The 6,000-nt window shown below is 34.1% G+C and carries 5 protein-coding genes and 1 pseudogene; 4 read left to right on the top strand and 2 right to left on the bottom strand.

The genetic code is table 11. The features are described from left to right. Window positions 1-192 precede the first annotated feature (192 nt). From D1606_RS11220 to D1606_RS11205, 4 genes and pseudogenes are all read left to right on the top strand, one after another. A pseudogene (locus D1606_RS11220) lies at window positions 193-1,838 on the top strand (FAD-binding dehydrogenase). Between the two features lie 100 nt (window positions 1,839-1,938). Further along, window positions 1,939-2,232, top strand: a complete 294-nt coding sequence (locus D1606_RS11215) for a hypothetical protein (RefSeq protein WP_119416096.1) — start codon at window positions 1,939-1,941, stop codon at window positions 2,230-2,232. Window positions 2,233-2,296: 64 nt separating this feature from the next. Continuing rightward, complete coding sequence (locus D1606_RS11210) at window positions 2,297-2,950, top strand: Yip1 family protein (protein ID WP_119416095.1); 654 nt, start codon at window positions 2,297-2,299, stop codon at window positions 2,948-2,950. A 205-nt stretch (window positions 2,951-3,155) separates the two neighbouring features. Beyond that, window positions 3,156-4,445, top strand: a complete 1,290-nt coding sequence (locus D1606_RS11205) for a Na+/H+ antiporter NhaC family protein (protein WP_119416094.1) — start codon at window positions 3,156-3,158, stop codon at window positions 4,443-4,445. Window positions 4,446-4,519: 74 nt separating this feature from the next. Here the strand turns inward: D1606_RS11205 and D1606_RS11200 are convergent, their stop codons facing one another. Together D1606_RS11200 and D1606_RS11195 are read right to left on the bottom strand one after the other, a co-directional pair. Beyond that, the gene (locus tag D1606_RS11200) at window positions 4,520-4,744 is read right to left on the bottom strand and encodes a hypothetical protein (RefSeq protein WP_119416093.1); all 225 of its coding nucleotides are present in this window, start codon (window positions 4,742-4,744) and stop codon (window positions 4,520-4,522) included. Window positions 4,745-4,849: 105 nt separating this feature from the next. After that, window positions 4,850-5,818, bottom strand: a complete 969-nt coding sequence (locus D1606_RS11195) for a 2-hydroxyacid dehydrogenase (protein ID WP_119416092.1) — start codon at window positions 5,816-5,818, stop codon at window positions 4,850-4,852. Between the last annotated feature and the right edge of the window lie 182 nt (window positions 5,819-6,000).

Genomic DNA, 6,000 nt, shown 5'->3' with positions numbered 1-6,000 from the left:
GCCTAATTTTCTTTATGGACAATTGCCTTACTACTTTAAAATGAAATACAAGAAATGTTTTATTGATTAAATTATCATTCCTCCTTCTTGAGGTCCTCCTGTTTTATCCTATATTAATTCATGCTAAGCAAAAGATGAAAATATAATAATATCAAGATAGATAGCGAGAATTGAATAGAAGGAGGGAAAATACTGAAGTACGATGTAATCATAATAGGTTCGGGTCTTGCAGGTTTAACAGCAGCTAGTGAATTAGTGGATGCTGGAAAGAAGGTGTTATTGGTTGATCAGGAAGGAGAACAATCACTAGGTGGTCAAGCTTTTTGGTCATTTGGGGGATTATTTTTGGTTGATACACCGGAGCAACGCCGATTAGGTGTGAAGGATAGTTTTGAACTTGCTTGGCAAGATTGGCAAGGTACAGCAGGATTTGATCGCTTAGAAGACGAAGATGCTTTTGCATATCGATGGGCAAAAGCATATGTCGAATTTGCAGCAGGTGAAAAGTATAGTTGGCTTAAAGAAAAAGGTATCAAGCTATTTCCAGTCGTTGGTTGGGCAGAAAGAGGAGGTTCCTTTGCAGATGGACATGGAAATTCAGTGCCAAGATTTCATATTACTTGGGGGACAGGTCCAGGATTATTAGAACCTTTTTTAAAGCGAGTACAAAGTGCAAGAGTTGCAGGATTACTCGATTTTAAACCGCGCCATCAAGTAACTGAACTCATTGCAAAGAATGGCACCGTTGTAGGAATAGCAGGTACAATACTAGCTGAAGATAATACCCCACGTGGTCAAGAAACGTCACGAGAGATAGTAGGGGAATTTTATCATTACGCTGATGCTGTGATTGTGGCAAGTGGAGGTATCGGAGCGAACCTAGAACTCGTACGTCAAAATTGGCCCTCACGTCTTAGCTCCCCACCTCAAAATATGATTGCTGGAGTTCCTGCGTTTGTGGATGGGAAAATGTTGGCCGTATCAGAGAAGGTAGGAGGGGCATCGTTAATCGTGATCGCATGTGGCATTATACGGAAGGGTTGAAGAATTGGAATCCAATTTGGAAAAACCATGGTATACGTATATTGCCAGGACCGTCTTCTCTTTGGATTGATGCAAAAGGAAATCGCTTCCATGCTCCTAATTTCCCAGGATTTGATACGTTGAGTACACTAGAAGCAATTCAAAAGACAGGCTATGATTATTCCTGGTTTATCCTAACAGAAAAAATTATTGAAAAGGAATTTGCGTTATCTGGATCTGAACAGAATCCAGACTTAACAAATAAAAGTATTAAGCAGGTATTAAAACGAATATTACCAGGACCACCAGCACCAGTACAAGCGTTTAAAGAACGAGGAGAAGATTTTGTCGTTGCCAATAATGTTAAAGAACTAGTTGAAGGTATGAATAAACTAGTAGGTAATAATCTTCTAGATTTTATCAATATTAAAGAACAGATTATAGCACGTGATAGAGAACTAGATAATCCATTTACAAAAGATGCACAAATCAATGCCATCTTCTGTGCACGTAAATATATAGGAGACAAATTAATACGTGTTTCGAAACCGCACAAACTATTAGATCCTTCTTGTGGACCGTTAATAGCCGTACGACTGAATATTTTAACCCGTAAAACTCTAGGTGGATTGCAAACAGATTTAAATGGGGCAGTACTTAATCATGCAGGAGAACCCATTCCTGGACTATTTGCTGCAGGAGAAGTTGCTGGCTTTGGTGGTGGAGGGGTACATGGATATCGTTCGTTAGAGGGTACTTTCTTAGGTGGATGTCTTTTTACAGGATTGAGAGTAGGAAGGTATTTAGCAAAGTAGATATTTTATAAATAGCTTTGCTATAATAATAAATATATGAAAATAGGTAAGAAAATATAATAAAAGTTATTGGTAAAATACTAGAAAGTAGATGAATATTTTGGAAAATAAATTTCGTGTTAGCCAAATTCTTATTGCAAGAGATACTCAAAAAGTAGAAAAAATTTATGCAGTAAATGAAAAAGGAGAACCATTCGACTTGCTTGAAATTGGGGTTCTAGAGCATTTCCATATCCTTACGAAAGAGCAGCTACAAGAAAAATTAGATCAGTATAATATTGGAGCAACACTTAAGGTGGATGGGTATCGTACACTTTTAACCTTAAATTCAAAACAGGACGCAAATCTCTATATCGAACATATAGGACCTTATTTTAATGAAATATTATTATAACTTTCATATTTAAATCAAATCACTCTATTAAAATATATTGCTGCAAGGAGAGAAAATAGAATTAATGAACCAGCCTCAAGAAAAGCGAACAGATTATAAGATTCAGCCCTTTTTCTCAATTTGGCTTCATCCTAAAAAAACTGCCCAATTCATACTAGAACATAAAAATTGGACATATACAATTGGATTTATTTTATTGGGTGGAATTGCTACGGGAATTTCAGAATTAGAAGATACAAAGCTCTATCCCTCTTTTCAAACATGGTTATTGCTTTTGGCATGTATTATTACAGGACCTTTTATAGGTGCAGTTAGTGTTGCCATTGGTACAGCTGTTACTTGGATCGTAGGTAAAATCTTCGGTGGTAAGGGTAGTTTTGAGGATATTTGGAAAGTAACAAGTGTTTCCTCTATTCCATCAATAGCGATAACTCCATTTCTGATTGTTTGGATGGCAAATTCGCCTCAAACCTTTTTTGATACAAACTATGAATCATCAACGATTATATTAAATATTGCCGCTTTTGCTTCACTTCTAATCAGCACAATTGTTTCAGTCTGGTCATTAGTGATTAATATAGCTGGTATTGCTGTTGCACATCGATTTTCGAATTGGAAAGCATTTTTTACAATTTTTATCCCGACTTTCTTGCTAATAGTAGTAATAGGTATTTTGGGTTTATTGTTGTATAGTGCATTTTCAGGAATATCTATTTAAAGGACCAAAAGAGATATCTCACTATTTATTGAGATATCTTTTTTATTAAAGTTATCAATAACAGTATAACTAGAAATAAATATGAAAATATGAATTTTCAAAAGACATAAAAAATTTACAAATTAACGTCTTTTCAGTATGATTAAATTTGTCTCTAGTAAATTTTTGATACGCTTTTTGTTAAGATGGAGGTATTTTTTTATACATGGAACATATTGAAAAGGGCAATAAATGGGCGTTACTTCCTTTTGTTGTATTTGTACTTTTATTTATAGGAACAGGTATAGTAACAAAAGATTTTACGGCTATGCCATTAAATGTTGCCGTAGGAGTTAGTTGTATACTATCATTTATGATGAATCGTCAAGAGAAGATGACGAAAAAAATTGAAATTTTCACAAAAGGAGCAGGCAATGCAAATGTAATGCTAATGGTCGTTATATTTGTATTAGCAGGAGCCTTTTCAAGCGTAGCTAAAGAAATGGGAGCAGTAGAGTCAACTGTAAATTTAGGGTTGTCATATTTGCCAGAGAACTTCTTATTAGTTGGCTTATTTATCATTGGATGTTTTATCTCACTTTCAATGGGGACATCAATGGGAACAGTAGTTGCATTAGCGCCAATTGGTGTTGGAATTGCTGATGCTACTGGTATATCAATGGGACTAGCTATGGCAACTGTTGTTGGAGGAGCGATGTTTGGCGATAATTTATCCATTATTTCAGACACCACCATTGCTGCAGTTCGTACACAGGGAACAGATATGAAGGATAAATTTAAAGTGAATTTACGTATCGTCCTACCGGCAGCCATGGTTACTGCAATCATAATAGCTTTAATGACTATGGGAAAGAGTCAATCCTTACAAGGAAATTATGATTATTCCATTATTTCTGTCATACCTTACCTGTTTGTATTGATCGTTGCATTAATCGGTGTTGATGTATTAAAAGTTTTAATCGGAGGTATTATCGCTTCAGCTATTGTTGGTTTTATCAATGGTAAGTTAACGTTCCTTTCATTCATCAAAGCAGTAAGTGAGGGAATGATAGGAATGGAGGATATTGCAATTATTGCTATTCTAATTAGTGGTTTAGTTGCATTAATACAACATAATGGTGGTATTCAATATTTACTTTATACGATTTCAACACGTATTCGTTCGAAAAAGGGAGCAGAGTTTGGAATTGCCTCACTGGTTAGTGTGACAGATATTTCAACAGTAAATAATACAATTTCAATCTTAATGACTGGTCCAATTGCCAAAAATATTGCTGATCAATATCAAGTTGATCATCGAAAATCAGCCAGCTTATTAGATATTTTTGCGAGTGTTTGGCAAGGATTTTTACCTTATTCGCCACAATTATTAGCAGCTGCAAGTGTAGCAGGGATTTCAACTATTGATATGTTGCAATATTCATATTATCCAATTTTAATGGGGATTTGCGCAATTGTAGCGATACTAATTGGTTATCCTAAATTCAAAAAATAGTAAAAAGGTCAAGTTACTACTGTATAGTCGTAGTACTTGACCTTTTACTTCCATCATCGGTGTTAATGAAGATATTATGCTCCGAAAATATTGTCTTCAGTGACAACTTCTCTTGAGATAGCTATGGCACCTTTTTTTCTTAAATGCAAGATGCACTCTTCGTTTGATTTTAGAATTTTTTCAAGGTAATATTCCTGCTTTTCAGGAGGAATGTGCATACCATTAAATTCATCTCGAAGTGCAAATTCATATACTGCTAATTCATCTTCAGTTAATTTTCCTGGATTTTTTGCTTCCATATATACAAACTTCCTTTACTTTAAAAACTAATAAGAACTTCTTTTAATTATACACTACAATTTAGTGTATTGAAGATATCAAACTCCTCTTGATAAATCCTACACTTATTTTAAAAGCATTTGAAGCTCAGGCACCACATTTTGCATTTTTCCGTTAATTAAGACCTCTATCGTATTTTCTATAGCTAGTTTTGTCATGGCGTTTCTAGTTTCTTGCGTAGCGGAACCTATATGTGGGGTTGCTGTAAAGTTATCTAATTCAAGCAATGGGTTATCATTGTTTATAGGTTCATGAACAAATACGTCCGAAGCAGCTGCGTAAATATCATGATTTTTTAACGCATTATACAGTGCTTTTTCGTCTACCGTCGCACCTCTTGACATATTAATGAATATCGCTGTTTTTTTCATCTTTTCAAACTTAGAAGCATTCATTAAATTCCTTGTTTCTTCAGTAAGTGGTGTTAGTAGAACAACAAAATCAGATTCTTCTAGAAGTTGATCTAGTGGTTTCCATAAAATATTTTCATTCTCTAATTCACTCTTTTTACGACGATTATAATAACTAACATCCATTGAAAACCCAAGTTTAGCACGTCTAGCTAGTTCTTCACCAATACGTCCCAGTCCAATAATGCCTAATTTTTTGTGGTGTACATCAAGTCCATAATAATTTACATCATCTTTTATAATCCACTTTTTCCTTTTAATAGTAGAGGCAAGTTCACTGATTCTTCTAGAGGTATTTAACATAAGACCAAATGTTAAATCTACCACACAGTCATTTAATACATTAGGTGTATGTGTACCAATTATTCCAGCTTTCTTCATTGCAGCAATATCAAAATTATCATATCCAACACTTATGTTACTAACTAGTTTTAATCGAGGAGCATGTTGAATGAGTTCTTCATCAATTTTAATACCATAATTTAAGATAGCTTGTGCACTTTCTAGTGAAGTTAGAAATTGTTCTCTAGAAAAAGATGGTTGGTAGTCTGTTTCAAAATAATTAGATAAATAATCTAGAAAATGATGGTCTATCTCTCTCATAACTAAAAGTCTTGGTTTCACCCTAAACACTCCTTCAACGCATAATATAAATACATAATTAATAATATATGAAAAATGAGTGAAAAATCCAAATATTCTTATTTTTTATAGTAGTTTATATAAGGTGAAACTAAATACAAGTAAGATACTTGGAAAGTACGATAGCTTCTTTATTTTGATATTTTGATGTGATAACCATTATT

Source organism: Rummeliibacillus sp. POC4, from assembly GCF_003576525.1.
Classification (GTDB): Bacteria; Bacillota; Bacilli; order Bacillales_A; family Planococcaceae; genus Rummeliibacillus.
The sequence above is the reverse complement of the archived record's forward strand: the minus strand, read 5'-3'. Positions and strand labels throughout refer to the sequence as shown.